This is a genomic window from Candidatus Enterococcus willemsii, assembly GCF_009933335.1.
In the GTDB taxonomy this organism is placed as follows: domain Bacteria; phylum Bacillota; class Bacilli; order Lactobacillales; family Enterococcaceae; genus Enterococcus_F; species Enterococcus_F willemsii.
The window spans coordinates 15,042-34,792 of record NZ_MAEL01000014.1; the positions used below are offsets into that span (position 1 = coordinate 15,042).

General features: G+C 36.4%; 26 protein-coding genes and 2 tRNA genes. 27 read left to right on the top strand and 1 reads right to left on the bottom strand.

The window, feature by feature from the left end; genetic code table 11:
* Positions 1-62: 62 nt before the first annotated feature.
* From atpB to BAU17_RS02085, 23 genes are all read left to right on the top strand, one after another.
* The gene (atpB, locus tag BAU17_RS01980; RefSeq protein ID WP_161901141.1) at positions 63-782 is read left to right on the top strand and encodes a F0F1 ATP synthase subunit A; all 720 of its coding nucleotides are present in this window, start codon (positions 63-65) and stop codon (positions 780-782) included.
* A 28-nt stretch (positions 783-810) separates the two neighbouring features.
* The gene (gene atpE, locus BAU17_RS01985) at positions 811-1,023 is read left to right on the top strand and encodes an ATP synthase F0 subunit C (RefSeq protein WP_161901142.1); all 213 of its coding nucleotides are present in this window, start codon (positions 811-813) and stop codon (positions 1,021-1,023) included.
* Positions 1,024-1,121: 98 nt separating this feature from the next.
* Positions 1,122-1,652 carry a F0F1 ATP synthase subunit B gene (gene atpF, locus BAU17_RS01990; protein WP_161901143.1) on the top strand — a complete coding sequence of 177 codons (531 nt, stop codon included), beginning with the start codon at positions 1,122-1,124 and terminating at the stop codon, positions 1,650-1,652.
* Positions 1,639-2,181: an ATP synthase F1 subunit delta gene (atpH, locus tag BAU17_RS01995; protein WP_161901144.1), complete on the top strand. Its 543-nt coding sequence runs from the start codon at positions 1,639-1,641 to the stop codon at positions 2,179-2,181. The genes atpF and atpH overlap by 14 nt, the downstream gene beginning before the upstream one ends.
* Positions 2,182-2,205: 24 nt before the next feature.
* Entirely contained in the window at positions 2,206-3,768 is a 1,563-nt protein-coding gene (gene atpA / locus BAU17_RS02000; protein WP_161901145.1) for a F0F1 ATP synthase subunit alpha, read from the top strand.
* A 15-nt stretch (positions 3,769-3,783) separates the two neighbouring features.
* Entirely contained in the window at positions 3,784-4,686 is a 903-nt protein-coding gene (locus BAU17_RS02005) for a F0F1 ATP synthase subunit gamma (protein ID WP_161901146.1), read from the top strand.
* Positions 4,687-4,712: 26 nt separating this feature from the next.
* A complete protein-coding gene (gene atpD, locus BAU17_RS02010; protein WP_161901147.1) occupies positions 4,713-6,119 on the top strand; it encodes a F0F1 ATP synthase subunit beta in 1,407 nt (468 codons plus the stop codon).
* A gap of 13 nt (positions 6,120-6,132) precedes the next feature.
* Positions 6,133-6,555: a F0F1 ATP synthase subunit epsilon gene (locus BAU17_RS02015; protein WP_161901148.1), complete on the top strand. Its 423-nt coding sequence runs from the start codon at positions 6,133-6,135 to the stop codon at positions 6,553-6,555.
* Between the two features lie 183 nt (positions 6,556-6,738).
* Positions 6,739-6,972, top strand: coding sequence for a DUF1146 family protein (locus tag BAU17_RS02020; protein ID WP_161901149.1), 234 nt, complete (start codon positions 6,739-6,741; stop codon positions 6,970-6,972).
* 98 nt (positions 6,973-7,070) lie between these two features.
* Positions 7,071-8,363, top strand: a complete 1,293-nt coding sequence (murA, locus tag BAU17_RS02025; RefSeq protein ID WP_161901150.1) for a UDP-N-acetylglucosamine 1-carboxyvinyltransferase — start codon at positions 7,071-7,073, stop codon at positions 8,361-8,363.
* A gap of 13 nt (positions 8,364-8,376) precedes the next feature.
* On the top strand, positions 8,377-8,553 hold the full coding sequence (locus BAU17_RS02030) for a DNA-directed RNA polymerase subunit beta (protein ID WP_161901151.1): 177 nt from the start codon (positions 8,377-8,379) through the stop codon (positions 8,551-8,553).
* 78 nt (positions 8,554-8,631) lie between these two features.
* Complete coding sequence (gene yidD / locus BAU17_RS02035) at positions 8,632-8,907, top strand: membrane protein insertion efficiency factor YidD (protein WP_161901152.1); 276 nt, start codon at positions 8,632-8,634, stop codon at positions 8,905-8,907.
* 168 nt (positions 8,908-9,075) lie between these two features.
* Positions 9,076-10,260 (top strand): ABC transporter substrate-binding protein, encoded by a 1,185-nt coding sequence (locus BAU17_RS02040; RefSeq protein WP_161901153.1) that lies wholly within the window; start codon positions 9,076-9,078, stop codon positions 10,258-10,260.
* 177 nt (positions 10,261-10,437) lie between these two features.
* Positions 10,438-11,340 (top strand): branched-chain amino acid ABC transporter permease, encoded by a 903-nt coding sequence (locus BAU17_RS02045; RefSeq protein ID WP_161901154.1) that lies wholly within the window; start codon positions 10,438-10,440, stop codon positions 11,338-11,340.
* 9 nt (positions 11,341-11,349) lie between these two features.
* On the top strand, positions 11,350-12,327 hold the full coding sequence (locus BAU17_RS02050; protein WP_161901155.1) for a branched-chain amino acid ABC transporter permease: 978 nt from the start codon (positions 11,350-11,352) through the stop codon (positions 12,325-12,327).
* A complete protein-coding gene (locus tag BAU17_RS02055) occupies positions 12,308-13,084 on the top strand; it encodes an ABC transporter ATP-binding protein (RefSeq protein WP_161901156.1) in 777 nt (258 codons plus the stop codon). The genes BAU17_RS02050 and BAU17_RS02055 overlap by 20 nt, the downstream gene beginning before the upstream one ends.
* Positions 13,084-13,785 (top strand): ABC transporter ATP-binding protein, encoded by a 702-nt coding sequence (locus BAU17_RS02060; protein ID WP_161901157.1) that lies wholly within the window; start codon positions 13,084-13,086, stop codon positions 13,783-13,785. The genes BAU17_RS02055 and BAU17_RS02060 overlap by 1 nt, the downstream gene beginning before the upstream one ends.
* A 3-nt stretch (positions 13,786-13,788) precedes the next feature.
* Complete coding sequence (locus BAU17_RS02065; RefSeq protein WP_161901158.1) at positions 13,789-14,433, top strand: CBS domain-containing protein; 645 nt, start codon at positions 13,789-13,791, stop codon at positions 14,431-14,433.
* 117 nt (positions 14,434-14,550) lie between these two features.
* Positions 14,551-14,784, top strand: a complete 234-nt coding sequence (locus BAU17_RS02070; RefSeq protein ID WP_202622263.1) for a DUF2969 domain-containing protein — start codon at positions 14,551-14,553, stop codon at positions 14,782-14,784.
* Between the two features lie 92 nt (positions 14,785-14,876).
* Positions 14,877-14,960, top strand: a tRNA-Tyr gene (locus BAU17_RS02075).
* Between the two features lies 1 nt (position 14,961).
* Positions 14,962-15,033 (top strand) — tRNA-Gln (locus tag BAU17_RS02080).
* Between the two features lie 112 nt (positions 15,034-15,145).
* Complete coding sequence (locus tag BAU17_RS14085) at positions 15,146-15,310, top strand: hypothetical protein (protein WP_202622261.1); 165 nt, start codon at positions 15,146-15,148, stop codon at positions 15,308-15,310.
* Positions 15,311-15,416: 106 nt separating this feature from the next.
* Positions 15,417-16,124 carry a GntR family transcriptional regulator gene (locus BAU17_RS02085; protein WP_161901160.1) on the top strand — a complete coding sequence of 236 codons (708 nt, stop codon included), beginning with the start codon at positions 15,417-15,419 and terminating at the stop codon, positions 16,122-16,124.
* Positions 16,125-16,140: 16 nt separating this feature from the next.
* Here BAU17_RS02085 and BAU17_RS02090 read toward each other — a convergent pair whose 3' ends face one another.
* Positions 16,141-16,782, bottom strand: a complete 642-nt coding sequence (locus BAU17_RS02090) for a YigZ family protein (protein WP_161901161.1) — start codon at positions 16,780-16,782, stop codon at positions 16,141-16,143.
* A 110-nt stretch (positions 16,783-16,892) separates the two neighbouring features.
* On the opposite strand from BAU17_RS02090, the gene BAU17_RS02095 reads away from it, so the two are divergent.
* The 4 genes from BAU17_RS02095 (at position 16,893) to BAU17_RS02110 (ending at position 19,655) form a co-directional block, all read left to right on the top strand.
* Positions 16,893-17,201: a DUF7662 domain-containing protein gene (locus tag BAU17_RS02095; protein WP_161901162.1), complete on the top strand. Its 309-nt coding sequence runs from the start codon at positions 16,893-16,895 to the stop codon at positions 17,199-17,201.
* Positions 17,202-17,280: 79 nt separating this feature from the next.
* Complete coding sequence (locus BAU17_RS02100) at positions 17,281-17,601, top strand: PTS sugar transporter subunit IIB (protein WP_161901163.1); 321 nt, start codon at positions 17,281-17,283, stop codon at positions 17,599-17,601.
* A gap of 82 nt (positions 17,602-17,683) precedes the next feature.
* Complete coding sequence (locus BAU17_RS02105; RefSeq protein ID WP_161901164.1) at positions 17,684-18,988, top strand: ATP-dependent helicase ComFA; 1,305 nt, start codon at positions 17,684-17,686, stop codon at positions 18,986-18,988.
* A complete protein-coding gene (locus BAU17_RS02110; protein WP_161901165.1) occupies positions 18,978-19,655 on the top strand; it encodes a ComF family protein in 678 nt (225 codons plus the stop codon). The genes BAU17_RS02105 and BAU17_RS02110 overlap by 11 nt, the downstream gene beginning before the upstream one ends.
* The last annotated feature ends 96 nt before the right edge of the window (positions 19,656-19,751 follow it).

Genomic DNA, 19,751 nt, shown 5'->3' on the forward strand with positions numbered 1-19,751 from the left:
AAAATTGCACAAACTATTTTTTTTCACAAGTGTGCAGATTATAGGAAAAGAGGTGAGAAATTTTGGAAGAACGTTCACTGCTGTTTCAAATAGGTCCCATTTGGTTTGATGGAACAGTCATACTCATGACGTTACTTACGTGTATTATCGTTTTTGCTGTTGTTTTTATTTGCACACGTAATTTAAAAATGAAACCGACAGGTAAGCAAAATTTTATTGAATATGCAATTGACTTTGTTCGAGGGATTGTTTCAGATCAGTTACCTAAGAAAGATATTAATAATTACCATTTCTTAGGTTTTACGCTGTTTCTCTTTATTTTAGTAGCAAATGAAATTGGTTTAGTGACAAAAATTGTGACAGCCGACGAAATTAATCTATGGAAAAGTCCAACTGCGGATCCCTTTGTGACATTGAGTTTGGCGTTAATGGTTATCTTGTTAACACATTATTTTGGTGTGAAGGAGCTGGGATTCAAAACCTATTTTAAAAACTCATATCTTACACCAGTAAGTATTATTCTCCCAATTAAACTTTTGGAAGAGTTTACCAATGTAATTAGTTTAGGTTTGCGTTTATATGGAAATATTTTCGCGGGGGAAGTTCTTTTAGGATTGATCGTTTCGATGGTAAATAATATGGGGTGGTTAGCATTACCGCTAGCAATTCCATTAGAAATGATTTGGATTGGCTTCTCATTATTTATTGGAGCAATTCAAGCTTATGTATTTGTAACATTGACTATGGTATTCTTAAGTCACAAAATTGAATTAGAAGAATAAAGAAGATATTTTAGGAGGAAGAATTATTATGGAATTTATCGCAGCAGGAATGGCTATTATCGGATCAGCATTAGGAGCAGCATATGGTAACTCTCAAGTAGTTAAGCAAGCATTGGAATCAATGGCTCGCCAACCAGAAATGGTGAAAGAATTACGTTCAAACATGATTTTAGGGATGGCATTTATCGAAGCTGTGCCAATCTTAGGTATCGTTATTGCTTTACTTCTAGTTTTAAAATAAGACTAACAAAATAAAGCAGAAGTATGGACTCTTCTGCTTTTTTTGCGAGAAGTAAGCGACAAATAAAAGAGACAAAAATTTAAAAGGAGTTGTAGTGTATGTTTAATTTATCTGTTTTATCAGTAGCAGAAGTACACAATACAATGATAAGTAATATCCTTGTAGTTACAGGTTCATTTGTTCTCTTACTTGTACTTTTAAAGATTTTTGCATGGGACTCTATCGCATCAATCATGAAAAAACGTGAAGACAAGATTGCCAATGATTTAGATTCAGCCGAACAGTCTCGGATTGAAGCTGCCAAATTAGCAGATGAAAGAAAAGAACAGCTGTCTCAGTCACGCTCAGAAGCAGCTGAAATTATCAAACGCGCGAAAGACAGTGGGGAAGTGAGCCGCCAAACAATTTTAAATAATGCAAAAGAAGAAGTGTCTCATTTAAAAGAAAAAGCGCAAAATGACATTTCAATGGAACGTCAAACAGCATTGGCTTCTGTGAAAGATGAAGTTGCGGAGATCTCTCTTCAAATTGCTGAAAAATTATTGAGCCAAGAAATTTCTCTTGAATCTCATCAAGAATTGATTGATGAATGTATTGAAGGGTTAGGAACACAAGATGAAGCTCGATAAATTAACAGTTGCAAGACGTTATGGCAAAGCATTATTTGAGCTGGCGGTCGAATCAAAGCAAGCCGAAGATGTCTACAATGAGTTGTTGAAAGTACGAGGCATATTTGAGGAAATTCCTGAATTAGGAGACTTATTAAGTGATGTTCGATTAGAAAATGACGAAAAGCGTCAAATTATGGATAACTTATTAGAAGGTTTTACAGGTATTGTGCATAATGCGCTTGAAGTGATTTATCAATACAACCGAATGTATGATATGCCGCTGATTATTGATGAATATGAAAAAAGATTTAATGATAAACGAGGCGTTTTATTAGGTAGCGTGACAACTGCTGTACCTTTGACGGAAAGTCAACGACAAGTTTTGTCTAACAAAGCTGCGGAACGTTTCGGTTACAAAACTGCGCAATTAAAAGAAATAGTGAATCCTGATATACTCGGTGGAATGGTTTTTGAAGCCAATCATCGTGTGATTGATGGGAGTATAAAAAGCCGTTTAGAATATTTACGTAAGGAATTACGCAAATAATACAAAGAGTAAGAGGTGAATCGAATGGCCATTAAAGCAGAAGAAATTAGTGCTTTGATTAAAGAGCAAATAAAAAATTATCAAAGTAAACTTTCTGTCGAAGAAGTGGGAACTGTAACCTATATTGGTGACGGTATTGCACGTGCGCATGGACTTGAAAATGCAATGAGTGGAGAGTTACTTGAATTTTCAAATGGTTCTTTCGGTATGGCACAAAATTTAGAGTCGAATGACGTTGGGATTATTATTTTAGGAGACTTTGAAACCATCCGTGAAGGAGATAAAGTAAAACGTACAGGACGTATCATGGAAGTTCCTGTGGGAGAGGCCTTAATTGGTCGTGTTGTGAATCCTTTAGGCCAACCAATCGATGGGCAAGGTCCAATTGATACAGAGAAAAGTCGACCAGTAGAAGCACAAGCACCAGGAGTAATGCAACGTAAATCAGTTGCAGAACCAATGCAAACAGGTTTAAAAGCAATCGATGCCTTGGTACCAATTGGTAGAGGACAACGTGAGCTAGTAATCGGTGACAGAAAGACTGGGAAAACCTCTATTGCCATTGATACAATTATTAACCAAAAAGGGCAAGATATGATTTGTATCTATGTTGCAATTGGTCAAAAGGATTCTACTGTCCGTGCACAAGTAGAAACATTGCGTAGATATGGAGCGTTAGACTATACGATTGTGGTTTCAGCAGGGGCTTCTCAACCAGCACCGCTTCTATACATTGCACCATATGCAGGTACAGCAATGGGGGAAGAGTTCATGTATAACGGCAAGCATGTCTTGATTATTTTTGACGATTTATCAAAACAAGCCGTTGCCTATCGTGAACTTTCATTACTATTGCGCCGTCCTCCAGGTCGTGAAGCATATCCAGGGGATGTTTTCTATTTACATTCACGCTTGTTAGAACGTGCAGCGAAGTTAAGCGACGACTTGGGTGGAGGTTCGATGACAGCTTTACCATTCGTAGAAACACAAGCAGGAGATATCTCAGCATACATTCCAACTAACGTTATTTCGATTACTGACGGTCAAATTTTCTTGGAAAATGACTTGTTCTATTCAGGTGTTCGTCCGGCAGTAGCGGCAGGCTTGTCTGTTTCTCGTGTTGGTGGTTCAGCTCAAATCAAAGCGATGAAAAAAGTTGCCGGAACATTGCGTTTAGATTTGGCAAGTTATCGTGAATTAGAAGCATTTACTCAGTTTGGTTCAGATTTAGATGCTGCAACACAAGCAAAATTAAGTCGCGGTCGCCGAACAGTAGAAATCTTGAAACAAAAATTACATTCACCACTCCCTGTTGAAAAACAAGTGGTCATTTTATACGCTTTAACTCATGGCTTCTTGGATGCTGTGCCAGTAAATAGCTTGTTAGATTTTGAAGAACAATTGTTTGAGTATTTAGAAGCAAACCATAGTGAGTTATTTGATGTTATTCGTGAGACGAAGGATTTACCAGCAGAAGCTGACTTGGATAAAGGAATTAAAGAATTCCAAGAGATGTATGTTGCAGAGAAAAAAGAACAAAACAGAGCAGCTATCAAAGAGCATTTAACAAATATGAATCCAGCATAGAAGAGGTGAAGAAAAATGGGGGCTTCTCTAAATGAAATTAAACAACGTATAACTTCGACGAAGAAGACCAGTCAGATCACCAAAGCCATGCAGATGGTTTCGGCTTCGAAACTAACAAAATCAGAAGCGCATTCTACTCAATTTCAAATTTATGCTGAAAAAGTGCGTGAATTAGTCACACACATTGCAAAACAACAATTAACAACGATTCAAGGCTCAGATGATTTTGATGAATTAGATTTTAATAGCATGTTAATTAGCCGACCAGTTAAAAAAACTGGTTACATTGTGATTACTTCCGATGGTGGTTTAGTAGGTGGTTATAATAGTTCGATTTTGAAGCAAATGATGACAATGTTAGAAAAAGACCATCGCGCTGTGGACGAATATGTGATGATTGCGATTGGTGGCGTAGGTGCTGATTTTTTCAAAGCGAGAGGTATCAATATCGCGTATGAGTTACGTCACCTATCTGATCAACCGAGTTTTGAAGAAGTAAGAAAAATTGTCAATTTGACAACTTCTATGTATCAAAATGAAGTATTTGATGAATTGTATGTTTGTTACAATCATCATGTAAATTCATTGACCAGCCAATTTCGTGTTGAAAAAATGTTACCCATTTCTGGTATTGATCCAGAAGGTGCAACAGTATATGAACAAGAGTATATTTTTGAGCCTTCCAAAGAAGTGATTTTAAACCAATTATTACCACAATATGCGGAAAGTTTGATTTATGGCGCAATTGTTGATGCAAAGACAGCAGAACATGCAGCTGGTATGACAGCAATGAAGACAGCGACAGATAATGCATCAAATATTATTGATGACTTAACGATTTCTTATAATCGTGCGCGTCAAGGGGCAATTACCCAAGAGATTACTGAAATTGTTGGTGGAGCAGCCGCTCTCGAATAATTTCGTGAATGAATGGAGGAAAACAAATGAGTTCAGGCAAGATTGTTCAAGTCATCGGTCCGGTTGTTGATGTGGAATTTTCTTTGGACCAATCCTTACCAGATATTAATAACGCATTGGTTGTTTATAAAAAGAACGATGAAAAAACAAAAGTAGTACTTGAAGCAGCTTTAGAGCTTGGTGATGGTATTATTCGTACGATTGCAATGGAATCAACAGATGGCTTGCAACGTGGAATGGAAGTCATTGACACAGGGGCTTCGATTTCAGTCCCTGTTGGAAAAGAAACTTTAGGCCGTGTATTTAATGTCTTAGGAGAAACGATTGATTTAGAAGCACCTTTTCCTGAAGATGCTAAAAAAAGCGGTATCCACAAAAAAGCACCAGATTTTGATGAATTAAATACAAGTACAGAGATTCTTGAAACGGGGATTAAAGTTATCGACTTATTAGCCCCCTATTTAAAAGGTGGGAAAGTCGGATTATTCGGTGGTGCTGGTGTAGGTAAAACTGTTTTAATCCAAGAATTAATTCATAATATTGCACAAGAGCATGGCGGAATTTCTGTTTTTACAGGAGTTGGTGAACGAACACGTGAAGGAAATGACTTATATTATGAAATGAAAGATTCAGGTGTTATTGAAAAAACAGCGATGGTTTTTGGGCAAATGAATGAACCACCAGGTGCACGTATGCGTGTAGCATTGACTGGTTTAACAATTGCAGAATACTTCCGTGATGTAGAAGGACAAGATGTTCTTTTATTTATTGATAATATTTTCCGGTTTACTCAAGCTGGTTCAGAAGTATCAGCCTTACTAGGTCGGATGCCTTCAGCTGTTGGTTATCAACCAACGTTAGCAACAGAAATGGGTCAATTGCAAGAACGAATTACTTCAACTAAAAAAGGTTCAATTACGTCTATTCAAGCAATTTATGTTCCAGCGGATGACTATACTGATCCAGCTCCAGCCACAGCATTTGCGCATTTAGATGCAACAACTAACTTGGAACGTAAATTAACAGAACAAGGGATTTATCCAGCTGTCGATCCACTGGCTTCTTCATCCAGTGCTTTGGCACCTGAAATCGTTGGAGAAGAACATTACCGTGTAGCGAGCGAAGTTCAGCGTACGTTGCAACGTTATCGCGAATTACAAGATATTATTGCTATCTTAGGGATGGATGAGCTATCTGATGACGAAAAAGTATTAGTGTCACGTGCGCGTCGTATTCAATTCTTCTTATCGCAAAACTTCCATGTTGCAGAACAATTTACTGGTCAACCAGGTTCTTATGTTCCTGTAGCAGAAACAATCAAAGGTTTCCAAGAAATTCTAGATGGAAAACATGATGATTTACCGGAAGAAGCTTTTCGTAGCGTAGGTAGAATCGAAGAAGTCATTGAAAAAGCTAAAAAATTAGGTTACTAGAAAGAGGTGCCTTATGGAGAAATACTTGACAATCAATATTGTGACACCTAATGGCGTGGTTTATGACCATCATGCTACACTTATCGTTGTCAAAACTTTAGATGGAGAGTTAGGTATCCTACCAAACCATGCACCGATTATTGCGCCTTTGGCAATTGACGAGTTACGTGTGACTCGTATTGATTCAGAAACACATATCGACTGGGTTGCTGTCAATGGCGGAGTAATGGAAGTTCGTGATAATATTGTAACAGTAATTGCTGACAGTGCAGAACGCGAACGTGAGATTGACTTATCACGTGCAGAAAGAGCGAAGCAACGTGCAGAACATTTAATTCTTGAAGCAAAAGAACATGATGATGTGGATGAATTACGTCGAGCAACGGTTGCTTTGCATCGCGCAATTAATCGAATTAATGTATCAAAACATTACTAATTTAGAGGACCTTTCGTATGAAAGGTCCTTTTGAATGTCGTAAACACGCTGAATTCTGAAAGTTGAATTAAAAAGACTTTAAAAAAACCTTTAAAAACTTTTAAAAAAAAGACAATATTTCTTTATTTCAATAAGTTGTGGTATTATCTATATATTGAATTTTTGTTAAGAAGGAGTTTTTCTATGCAAGTCTATGGAATAGATGCCTTGATTCGAATTGTTAGTCATTTGACATTTATTTATTTAACATTTTGGTCATTAGGTTCAATCCGAATAGAAACTTTTTTTAAAGCTCTTCATACAACACAAATTCGTTTAATTCTTGTCTTACTTTCTATCGCAATTGGTTTTACAGCGAGTACATTTTTCTTAGAGATTATCGTACTGTGCAAGAATTTATTTATAGTGGGATTTTAATAAATGGGTAAATCAACTATAGAAAATAAAATGAATATGCTATAATAAAAAAGATTTTGATTGAAATGTCACATAGCGTTCTATTTGGAGGGAACAAGATGGAAGAGATTATCGTTCAAGGTGGTAATCAACTAAAAGGAACTGTTAAAATTGAAGGGGCAAAAAATGCAGTTTTACCAATTTTAGCAGCTAGTTTATTAGCTGAAGAAGGCGTCACAAATTTGCGTAACGTTCCGATTCTTTCGGATGTATTTACAATGAATCAGGTGATTCGCCACTTAAACGTAGATGTTGAATTTGATACTGATAATAATGAAGTTACTATTGATGCTACAAGACAATTGGAAGTAGAGGCACCGTATGAATACGTGAGCAAAATGCGTGCATCAATTGTTGTTATGGGGCCATTGTTAGCAAGAAACGGTCATGCTAAAGTCGCAATGCCTGGAGGCTGTGCCATTGGAAAACGTCCAATTGATTTGCACCTTAAAGGTTTTCAAGCGTTGGGAGCAACAATTATTCAAAAAGATGGTTATATTGAAGCAATCGCAGATGAACTAATTGGTAATAGTATTTATTTGGATTTCCCAAGTGTTGGCGCTACTCAAAATATTATGATGGCAGCTGTTAAAGCAAAGGGAACAACAACCATTGATAACGTTGCAAGAGAACCTGAGATTGTTGATTTAGCAAATATTTTGAATAAAATGGGTGCTAAAATTTATGGTGCCGGAACTGAAACTATGCGTATTGAAGGTGTAGAGCATTTACATGCAGTAAATCATCCGATTGTACAAGATCGTATTGAAGCAGGTACTTTTATGGTAGCAGCAGCAATGACTCAAGGAAATGTATTGATTCAAGATGCTATCTCTGAACATAACCGTCCATTGTTATCTAAATTGATGGAGATGGGTACGCAAGTCATTGAGGAAGAAGGCGGCATCCGTATTATTGGTCCAGAAAAATTAAAACCAACAGATATTAAAACGATGCCTCATCCTGGTTTCCCAACAGATATGCAAGCACAAATGACTGCTATTCAGGCAGTTGCTCATGGTACAAGTGTTGTAACGGAAACTGTTTTCGAAAATCGTTTCCAACACTTAGAAGAAATGCGTCGCATGGATGCACATGTAAAAATTGATGGTAATATCGCAATAATTGAAGGCGGTCATCAGTTACAAGGTGCCATTGTTTCTGCAACAGACTTACGCGCGGCAGCAGCATTGATTTTAGCTGGTTTGACAGCTACTGGACGCACACGTGTACGTAATCTAAAATATTTAGATCGTGGTTATTATAAATTCCATGAAAAATTACAGGGTCTAGGGGCAGATGTTGAACGTGTTGACTCTGAAGAAGCGACAGAAGTAGTCGTTCATTCGTAAGGGAGATGAATAGATGGACAGCAGTCGGTATATTCTCATAAGTATTAGTAAAGTACTTGTAGTTATCCTTATCGCTATGATTCTCTTTTTTGTCGGTTTAATGATAGGCTATGGTGTGATTGGCGATGGCTCGCCGTTCCAAGTATTCGATGGTGAATTATGGGATCGGATTTTAGATTTTATTAGATAAGAAAGAGCCACTCCTTTGTGAGTGGTTTCTTTTTCATTGTAGGAAAAGAAATTACTTTGATGGAGAGGAGGTAAATTCATGCGGAAAATATTTATTTATTTGGTTAGAGGTTACCAAAGATTCATCTCACCATTATTTCCGCCGAGTTGTCGTTATTATCCTACTTGTTCTAATTATACAATTGAAGCTCTACAAGTACATGGTGCGTTTAAAGGAAGTTTAATGGGACTTGCCCGTATTTTACGATGCCATCCTTTTGTCAAAGGCGGCATTGATTATGTTCCACGAAAATTTACATTAAAACGTAATACATCAGATAAAATTCGACCAGAATATACGTATAGAAAGAACTGAGAATTATTCAATATTCATGAATAATTTTCGGTTCTTTTTTTATTTGGAAAAGATAATAGTTGCTTTTTGACATAATATATAAAATATTCTGAAAATTCGTTGACAATTACAGAAAAGTTATGTATATTATTTATCATACTCAGGGGAGTAAAAAAGGGAGGAAAATACATGAAGAAGAAATTTGCATTTTTATTTGCTAGCTTGTTTTTATTAGGGGCTTGTAGTGCTGGACCAAGTGGCAGTGGCTCAAATGGAGGCTCAGGTGACGGAGGGAACAAGCAAGAAGGAGATACCATCAAAATTGGATTAAATCTTGAATTATCTGGAGCTGTTGCAGGATATGGTACACAAGAGCGCGATGGCGTAGAATTAGCCGTTGAAAAAATTAATGAAGATGGCGGTATTTTAGGAAAAAAAGTTGAATTAGTGGTTAAAGATAATAAATCAGATAGTAATGAAGCAGCCACAGCGGCAGCGAACCTAACAACTAATGATGGCGTTGTTGCGATTATCGGTCCTGCAACTTCAGGTGCGACAAAAGCTTCAATTCCTAATGTAACAAAAGCACAAGTACCATTGATTACGCCATCAGGTACCGATGATGCGATTACAGTAAATGGAGAAACAGTTCAAGAATATATTTTCCGTTCTTGTTTCCAAGACAGTTTCCAAGGGGTTATCTTAGCGAAATATGCGAATGAAACCTTAAATGCGGAGAATGTTGCGATTTTAGGTGATAATTCAAGTGATTATGCCAAAGGTCTAACAAAAGCTTTTGAAGGGGAATATAAAGGAAATATTGTATTAAAAGAAAACTTCACAAAAGGAGATACTGACTTCCAAGCAGTATTGACAAAAATTAAAGATAAAGATTTCGACGTATTATATGTTCCAGGATACTATGAAGAAGCTGGTTTAATTATTAAACAAGCACGCGAAATGGGTATTGAGCAACCAATTATTGGCGCAGATGGTTTTGGTGATGAAAAAATGATTCAGCTTGCTGGAGCAGAAAATGTAACTAATGTATTCTACACAGGTCATTTCTCTGCATTAGCGCCAGCAAATGATACAGTTGAGCCATTTATCGCAGCATTCAAAGAAAAATATGGTAAAGAACCATCAACATTTAATGCGTTGGCTTATGATGCAATGTTCATGATTAAAGAAGCGATTGAGTCACAAGATTCTGCAGATTCTGTCTCAATCACTAAAGGATTATCTGAGCTTAAAGACTTTGTTGGAGTAACAGGAAATATCACAATGGATGCCAACCACAACCCAGAAAAATCTCTTGTAGTTGTTGGTTTTACAGATGGTAAAGAAAGCTCAGCTGAAGGTGTAAATCCATAGTTGGATCAAGCTTATGAAAAAAGCTGGGACAAAATCGCACAATTGGTTTTGTCACAGCTTTTTTTGTGGGTAGTGAAAGAGAATAAGATAACCATTTGAACAATGGGGATTGCCTTAATATAGGAATCTGATATCTGTCAGAAGTTCAATAAAATGACCTATTTGGATGTGATAAAAATGGAAATAATAATCCAACAATTAATTAATGGATTGTTTCTTGGTAGTATCTACGCATTGATGGCGTTAGGGTACACCATGGTATACGGTATTATAAAGTTGATTAACTTTGCACATGGAGAAATTTATATGATTGGTAGTTTTATTGGGTATTTTTTGATTAATTCATTTAATACTTGGGGGATACTACCAAATGGTTGGGGCTTTTTTGTCGCAATGATTATCTCAATGGCAGTTAGCGCATTACTAGGTGTGACGGTGGAATTTTTAGCTTATCGTCCTTTAAGAAAATCAACACGAATTGCAGCTTTGATTACAGCTATCGGCGTATCTTATTTATTACAAAATGTGATGATTTATTTCTTTTCACCTGATACACGACCATTCCCACAAGCAATTGCTCGTCAAACTTTTTCGATAGGATTTGTTAATATCAGTAATATTCAATTATTGATATTAGCAATTTCAGTGACACTGATGATTGGGCTTCAAATAATTGTTCAGAAAACACGTATGGGGAAAGCAATGCGTGCAGTAAGTGTTGACGCTGATGCTGCGCAATTGATGGGTATCAATGTAAACAGAACGATTTCGTTCACATTTGCGTTAGGTTCAGCATTAGCTGCTGCTGGTGGTATGCTAATCGGTTTGTATTACAATTCGATTAATCCGATGATGGGAGTTGCGCCTGGTCTTAAATCCTTTGTTGCTGCCGTTCTAGGTGGGATTGGAATTATTCCAGGAGCTGCATTAGGTGGATTCGTCATAGGTTTAATTGAAACAATGTCAATTGCTTTTGGTTTTTCTGATTACAAAGACGCGCTTGTGTATGCAGTACTAATTATTATTTTACTTATTCGCCCAGCAGGTATTTTGGGTAAGAATATTAAAGAGAAAGTGTAGGTGCCAGCAATGAAAAAGAATTTGAAATATAATCTTACTTGGTTAGCAATTGCTGTCATTCTTTATGTTGGATTATTTGCCTTATACAATGGTGGTTTTATTAATCTGTATACAGATGCGATTATTGCTAACATTGGCATTAATGTGATCTTAGCTGTTGGGTTAAATTTAATCATTGGTTTTTCTGGTCAGTTTTCACTTGGTCATGCTGGTTTTATGGCAATTGGTGCCTATGCAACTGCAATCATCACCAGAGATGATCCGACATTTGGTGGTTTTTTCAAAGGATTATTGGTTGGGATGATTATTTCAGGAATTGTAGCATTGGTAGTAGGAATACCAACATTACGATTAAAAGGTGACTACTTAGCAATTGCTACATTAGGAATCTCGGAAATTATTCGTATTTTAATTGTGAACTTAGATGAAGTAACCAATGGTCCAGCGGGGATATTTGGTTTGCCACAATTTAGCAACTGGCAAGTTATTTTTATTGCAATGGTAGTATCTGTGTTAGTGGTGTCTAATTTTATTCATAGTGGCTCTGGTCGTGCAACTTTAGCGATTCGGGAAGATGAAATTGCTGCGGAATCTATGGGAGTCAATACGACAAAATACAAAGTAATAGCTTTTGTGATGGGGGCTGTTTTGGCAAGTGTCGCAGGAACCTTGTTTGCAAGTTACCAACAATCGGTATTTCCGCAAGATTATGGTTTCATGAAATCAATTGATGTGTTAATTATTGTAGTATTTGGTGGAATTGGTAGTACCACTGGTGCAATTGTTTCTGCTGCAGTATTAGGCTTTTTAAATATGTATTTACAAGATTTTGGTAACCTACGCATGATTATTTATGCTTTGGCAATTATTGGTATTATGATTTTTAAACCAAGTGGATTGCTAGGTTCTTGGGAGTTTTCTGTGAAACGTATATTTGATAAATTTTCTAAAAAGGGGGACGATTCAGATGCCTCTATTAACAGTTAATAGTTTGACTAAAAACTTTGGTGGCTTGGCAGCCGTGTCTCATGTAAATATGACCTTTGAAAACAATGAATTAGTGGGCTTAATTGGTCCGAATGGTGCAGGAAAAACAACACTATTTAACTTATTAACAGGTGTATATGAGCCAAGTAGTGGAGATGTCCTATTTACGATTAATGAAAAAGAAGAACGTTTGAATGGGATGAAACCATATAAAATAGCCGATTTAGGTTTATCAAGAACCTTTCAAAATATTCGTTTATTTAAAGATTTAACAGTCATGGACAATGTTCTCATTGCAATGAATTCTAAAAATAAAGAAGGCTTTTTAAGCAGTGTGTTACGTTTACCGAAATTTTATCGAACAGAAGAAAAGATGCGTCATAAAGTCAAAGAATTACTAACAATCTTTAATTTAGCTGATAAAGTAGATACGTTGGCAAAAAATTTACCTTATGGACAACAACGTCGTTTGGAAATTGTTCGTGCGTTGGCAACTGAACCAAAAATTCTATTTTTAGATGAACCAGCAGCTGGTATGAATCCACAAGAGACTGCTGAATTAACGCAATTAATTCGTCAAATTCAAAAAGATTTTGGTTTAACCATTGTTTTGATTGAACATGACATGAGCTTAGTTATGGATGTGTGTGAACGAATTTATGTGTTAGAATATGGTCAAGTTATCGCAGAGGGCAATCCAGAAAAAATTAAAAACGATCCTCGTGTTATTGAGGCCTACTTAGGAGGGGAATTATAATGTTATCAGTAGATAATCTATCAGTACGTTACGGCATGATTCAAGCTGTTCATAATGTTTCCTTTCAAGTAAATCAAGGAGAGATTGTTTCTTTGATTGGTGCAAATGGTGCGGGGAAAACGACGATTTTACGTACTATCTCAGGTCTGATTCGTCCATCAGAAGGAACTATTCAGTTTGAAGGCCAAGCAATTGAAAAAGAAGCACCTCAGAAAATCGTTGCGGCTGGGCTTTCTCAAGTTCCAGAAGGGCGTCACGTATTTTCAGGCTTAACCGTACAAGAGAATCTTGAAATGGGTGCTTTTTTGCGAAAAGGAAAAGATGTCCAAGCAGAGTATCAACAAATTTTTAGTAAGTTTCCAGTGTTAAAAGAACGAAAAAATCAAGATGCAGCCACTTTATCGGGTGGGGAACAACAAATGTTGGCAATGGGCCGTGCCTTAATGTCAAAACCCAAATTATTACTACTTGATGAACCCTCTATGGGCTTAGCACCTATTTTTATTCGCGAGATTTTTTCTATTATTGAAGAAATCAAACAACAAGGGACAACGGTTCTGCTAATTGAGCAAAATGCGAGTATGGCATTGTCAATTGCCGATCGTGGTTATGTATTAGAAACTGGTAAAGTTGTGCTTGAAGGAACTGGAAAAGAGCTATTAGCCAGTGAAGCGGTGAAAAAAGCGTATTTAGGAGGATAAAAAATGAGTGTTAGTGATTTTATGGCAACAAGTTTAGTGACAGTGACACCGGAAACGCCAATCTTTGATGCAGTCGATTTGATGAAACAACATGACATTCATCGGTTACCTGTTTTAAAAGAAGGACGTTTAGTCGGTCTTATCACAGAAGGGATTATTCAAGAAGCAATGCCTTCTAAAGCCACTAGCTTAAGCGTATATGAAGTGAATTATTTGTTAAATAAAACAACAGTTAAGGATGTAATGATTCAAGAAGTTGAAACCATTGCACCAGATGCTTTGTTAGAAGATGCTATTTCTCTTATGCGTACGAAAAATATTGGGGTACTCCCTGTGTTAGAAAACGGCGAATTAAAAGGAATTATTACTAATAATGATATTTTTGATGCCTTTTTGAAAATTACTGGTTACAACAATGGAGGCACGCGTGTCACGATTGAAATCACAGAAGATCATAAAGGGATTTTAGCTAATCTAGCACAAGTGTTAGCAGATGCTGATTTTAGTATTGCAACTATTGTTGTGAATCGTATTGAGGCAAGAACTATCATTGAAATTCAAGTCGAATCACAAGCAGTCGATGGAATCAAACAAGCGTTAACGACAGCGGGATACAATGTAACTAATGCGGTGTTAACGAATCAATAAGTCTTTAGAGCTTTCTAATTCAATTTAGAAAGCTCTTTTTTTGAAAAAAGATTGGAAGAATATTCGCTAAGACTAGGAAATAAAAAAATTTGTGATAAAATGGAGAGCGAGGTGAAAATAGTGAAAAAAAATAAAGATATTGAAGTCCGCATGGAAGAAACGAAAAAAAACATCCAAGGGAATACGTATGAAGTAACAGAACTTTATATTGGTAAGAAAAAAATAGGTGAAATTTTGGCTTATGGACCAAAAGAATTCCAAAGTTTTATGGATAACGAAGAGCTAGGAACAAGCAAGACATTAGACCTTGCAATTGAATCAATTATTCGTCAATGGAACTTACATGAATAATTTCTAGAAAAAATAAAAAAATTGAAAAAAAGTATTGCAAAAAAATAAATAATTTAGTATTATAACTAAGTCAGGTTGATTAACAACCTTTTGGAGGAGTAGCGAAGTGGCTAAACGCGACGGACTGTAAATCCGTTCCTTAGGGTTCAGTGGTTCGAATCCACTCTCCTCCACCATTGGGGTATAGCCAAGCGGTAAGGCAAGGGACTTTGACTCCCTCATGCGTTGGTTCGAATCCAGCTACCCCAGTTTCTAAAGACACGTTTTCTAACGTGTCTTTTTTTGTTGAATAAAATGCTATTTTAAGATAACCTAATGAGTAAGGAATAAAGTTATTTAATAAAAAAGGAGAGTGTATCCAATGAAAATTCCATTTAACTTAAAAGAAAAAATTACAGAAGCTGCCGAACATATTTATGATGTGGCGAAAAAAGATGTCGAAATTTCAGTGAAAAAAACCGGTGTTAAAATTTCAAAACCACGACCTACACGTCATACAATTAAATGGCGCGCGAAAAATCATTAAGAGTAAAAGTAACTTTTGGACAAAATACCCCAAAAGTTACTTTTTCATTGAATTTGAAGGTATATACCGTCTATAATAGTAAAAGAACAGAAAGAAAGGTGAAAACATGGCGGACACATTACCTGTATATATTCAAATACATGATGCAATTAAAGAAAAGATTGAAGCAAATTTCTGGAAAATTGGTGATCGACTCCCTTCAGAAAGAGAGCTATCGTTACAATTTGGTGTGAGTCGTATGACTTTGCGCCAGGCCATTCAGACGTTGGCTGATGAAGGAATTTTAGAAAGAAAAATTGGTTCAGGTACTTACGTCGCACGTCGAAAAGTTCAAGAAAAAATGACAGGAACAACAAGTTTTACAGAAATTATGATTGCACAAGGTCGTGTTCCTTCAAGTCGAGCCGTGTCTTATTTCTTTACTTCACCAAGTTCAAGTGAGATGGAGAAATTGCAGTTAACGAGTGACGAGCTGATTTTAAGAATGGAGCGGGTTCGCTTGGCAGATGGTATACCAATTTGCTTTGAAGTTGCAAGTATCCCAGAAAAATTGATTCGTGAATTTAGTAAAGCTGAAATTACATCATCTCTGTACCGTGTCTTAGCAGAAAAAGGACAGAAGAAAATTAGTGGTGCGAACCAAACAATTTCGGCGATGGTTGCTTCTGAAAAGATTGCCGACTATCTAGATATAAAAAAAGGCGATGCCATTTTGCGAATGCGCCAGATTTCTTTCTTAGAAGATGGGATTCCATTTGAATATGTACGTAGTCAATATGTTGGAAATCGATTTGAATTCTTTTTAGAAAAATAAAACGAGCTGATTTTTTTCAGCTCGTTTTTTGTTCAATAGGTACTTCGATGTAGGAAAAATTCCCTTCCTTAAAGGTCACTTGCCCATTTAGTAAATCCGTTACAGCTTGTAGGAACGCTTCAGGATCTTCAACCATTACGCATAAAGTAATTTGTTCCAGAAATTCTGTTTCTTTTGTATGATAATTCTGTTGCTCTAAATAATGTTGTAACTTTCCTAATTGCGGATAATCGATTGTGACATAGATTTCTTTTTGCAAAATTGCTTGGACGATACCAATTTCAGTCAAAGCGTGAGAGACAGCCCCAGCATATGCGCGAATTAAGCCGCCCGCCCCTAATTTCGTACCACCAAAATAGCGTGTGACGACCGCAACTACATCCATTAATTCATTTTTTTTCAATACTTCTAACATAGGAACGCCAGCTGTTCCACTAGGTTCGCCATCGTCGCTGGAGCGTTGAATCTCATTTTTTTCTCCAAGAACAAAGGCGCTACAGTTATGATTCGCTTTCCAGTGTTCTTTTTTTAGGTCTTGAATAAATTCTTTGGCTTCGTCCTCCGAATTTATCCGCTTCAATGAGCAAATAAAGCGAGATTTTTTGATTTCCATTTCTGCTTGCCCGTCGTTTTTTATTGTCAGGTATGTATTTAACATCGAATCGCTCCTTTTTTACTAGTATAGAAAAAAAAGTCGAAACTTTCAATAAAAGCTGTTCTTGCATTTTTTCAATGAAAGCGCAATAATAGATGAAAGGGGGAATGACAATGGTCGCAAGAAAAAAGAAGTATGATGTTATCACTAATTATTTAAAAAATAACGGTGGTTCACAGGTGACATTGACGTTTACCCAAATTGATGAATTATTGTTTCCCGCAAATGGTTTACCTAAAACTGCAAGAACAAGTGCTGATTGGTGGTCAAATAATTATCGGCATTCAGAAAACGGTGCCTATGCTTGGATTAATGCCAATTATGAAGTTATTCATATTAATCTGGAAAAAGAATTTGTTGTTTTTCGACCATTAGTTAAATCGAGTTGGTTGATTGAAAATAAACCGATTAAAAAACGTTGATAGCGTTGACAAAGATAAAAACTGTTTTATAATGGAGATACACTATAAATAATTTTATTGGAGTAAGGGGAGAATTAATATGGCAAAAAAAACAATTATGCTTGTATGTTCAGCAGGGATGAGTACAAGTTTACTAGTAACTAAAATGCAAAAAGCAGCAGATGAAAAAGGATTGGATACAGATATTTTTGCAGTATCTGCTTCAGAAGCAGACAGCCATTTAGAAAATAAAGACGTCAATGTTTTATTATTAGGACCTCAAGTTCGCTTTATGAAAGGCGATTTTGAAAAACGCTTAGCACCAAAAGGTATTCCATTAGAAGTTATCAACATGGCGGACTATGGCATGATGAATGGTGAAAAAGTATTAGCACAAGCATTGTCATTAATTGGTGAATAACATTACTTCATAAAAATAAACAAAAAGAGAGAATCGAAAAGATTTTCTCTTTTTTTTGCGTAATTAAAAGTAGGTGATGTTTATGGAAGAATATCTAGGCAGACAACTTGCAGTCTTGAAAGATCAGGAAATTTCTGAGCAATTGTCTGCTCGTGAAGCGATTATTGTAGCTGAGAATTGTTTTTGTCAGCGCTGTGGGACGGCATTTACTAAAGAAGAGGTATGGTTACCTAATGGTGCCTACTATTGTCCTGCTTGCATTCGGTTCGGACGACTGACGAGCAATCATCAATTAGTCAGTCAACATGCAACAAAAACTCATGAAAGAAAGATTCATTTTAATTGGGACGGCAGTTTGACACCTCCACAACAGCATGTCGCTAAAGCCATCGTAACAAACTATCAGGAAGGCTGGCATTCTATGATTTGGTCAGTGACTGGTTCGGGAAAAACTGAGATGATCTTTCCTATTATCAAAAAAGTACTGGCTAATGGTGGTCGTGTATGTATCACTTCACCAAGAATTGATGTATGTCGAGAGCTATATCCTAGAATTGTGTCTACTTTTCCTGACGAAAAAACACTCTTGCTTTATGGAGGTTCTGAAGAAGCATATCGTTACAATGCTCTGACAATCTGTACAACTCACCAATTGATGAATTTTTATCAGGCGTTTGATTTATTAATTGTTGACGAAATTGATGCTTTTCCGTATGAAGGTGACCCACAATTACGTTTTGCTTTGAAACAATCAATCAAAAAAGAAGGTCGTTTTGTGTATTTAACAGCAACACCACCGAATCATCTACTGCAAGAAGTTGCGGAGTCATTTCGTATTGAGAAACTACCAATTCGTTTTCATCAACGTCCATTAATTGTTCCTGAGATTATTTGGTATGAAGAGTGGGAAAGATGTTACCAGAGACATAGAAGTCGAAAACTCATTCGCTTGCTTCGTCAATTGTTAAAAGATAATGCGGTGCTTGTGTTTTGTCCGAGTATTGCTTATATGGAACGCGTCTATCAGGCGGTTCGTTCTTTTTTTCCAGTAGAACAAACGGCTTGTGTATCGTCTCAAGATAGCGAACGTGAACAAAAAGTTCAACAGATGCGTCAAAAAAAGTATCAAATATTATTTTGTACGACGATTCTTGAAAGAGGTGTGACATTTGAAAATGTATCAGTTATTATCATGGGAGCTAATCATGCAGTGTACACTAAATCAGCACTAGTTCAAATCGCTGGTAGAGTTGATCGCAAAGGAGAATTTAATTATGGACGGGTATTGTTTGTGTTGAATCAACAAACTTATGCGATTCGACAAGCTTGTCGAGAAATCAAAGAAATGAATCGATTAGCAAAGAGGTGGCAAACAGATGAAGTGTAGTTGGTGCCAAAAAGAAATTATTCGCAATTTGCAAATGAAAGAAATTTTATTTCCTTGGTGTATTCGTGAAGAGCGATGTCAATTATGTGCGGAACAGTTTGTTCCTATCCCTGAAAAGTGCTGTCCGTATTGTTGTAAGGAAGGTACTGACAAAAAGTGTCAAGAGTGTGAACGTTGGCAGCAACAGTATCCAGATTATATCTTTAAACATCACGCATTTTTTCAATACAACGAAGGATTTAAAGAATGGATTTATCAATATAAAAAGCTAGGAAATTATCAATTAAAACAAACATTTGTGACAGAACTAGTATCCTACTTTAAATACGAAAATGATGTCATCGTTACCGCAATTCCATTATCTGATACCCGTTTCTCAGAACGTGGTTTTAATCAAGTGACATCTTTTTTAGACGCAGCAAATATCAAAACGACCCCGTTATTAATAAAAAAAGAACACACATCTCCACAAGCTGAGAAGAATCGACAAGAACGTTTGGCTACGAAACAACCTTTTGAAGCAACAGCAAAAGCTAAAGATATAACTAATCGAACAGTGATTATTGTGGATGATGTTTACACAACAGGTCGCACTTTATTTCATGCAGCCGAGATTCTACTTCCTTATAATCCTAGAGAAATTCGTACTTTATCATTAGCTAGATAAAATATTTTTTGTTTTTGATAACGATTTCTTTTGCATTTCTTACAAAGTTCGATATAATAAAGATAAGAAGAGAACAAAATTTATTTTGTTACTCTT